This is a genomic window from Halobellus captivus, assembly GCF_007655485.1.
In the GTDB taxonomy this organism is placed as follows: Archaea; Halobacteriota; Halobacteria; order Halobacteriales; family Haloferacaceae; genus Haloquadratum; species Haloquadratum captivum.
In genome coordinates this window covers 1-710 of sequence record NZ_VJXQ01000016.1, presented here as the reverse complement: position 1 = coordinate 710, position 710 = coordinate 1, and the positions used below count along the sequence as shown (strand labels likewise).

Annotated in this window: 1 protein-coding gene; it reads left to right on the top strand. The window is 60.7% G+C overall.

From position 1 onward, the window contains the following. Positions 1-261: 261 nt before the first annotated feature. The coding region (locus FJT57_RS16280; RefSeq protein ID WP_144906889.1) for a DUF7342 family protein at positions 262-710 on the top strand (449 nt) is incomplete at its 3' end.

Sequence of the window (710 nt, the reverse complement as noted above, 5' to 3'; positions counted from 1 at the left end):
CAGAGCCATCCTCTCTGTTGAGTCGATTCTTCGGTGGCCAATCTTAGTAGCGGCGCCGCTTCACCGCCATCCGAAAACCTCTCTCGAGCGTTCTGATTCTGCGAGCCGAGAAGATTAACCAACAGACTCGCTATATCGCGCCATTTGTTGGTTAACTACGCTCAATCTCGCCGCAAAACGGAGGGCTACCGGGGGGAGACTGTACTTCAGGAAACTATTCCTTGAAGTAAGAAATATATCCTTCGCGCTGCAATCCTGAATATGTCCGAGACAGATGCCCCCGATGGGCCGCCCCCCTTCGAGGAGCCGTTCAGCAGCGACGACGTCGAACAGCGTATCTACGGCACCATCCTGCAGACCCGCGAGCCGACGACGGCGAGCGCGATCGCCGACAGCGCCGACTGTGACCCCAAGACCGCCCGGAAGTATCTGGGGTGGTTCGACGCCCTCGGCATCGTCACCCGACACGACGGCCATCCAACCACCTACGAGCGCAACGACGCGTATTTCGAGTGGCGACGCACCAACCAGCTCGCAGCCGACCATTCCGTCGAGGATCTGCAGGATCGTGTTCGTGAGCTGACGACGCGCATCACCGAGTATGAAGAGACGTACGACGCCGCGTCACCGGCCGCGGTCGATGCCGTCGCCGCCGCGGAGGGCAGCGACGAGCGGACTATCGACGACGTGTACAGCGACCTCGGCGACTG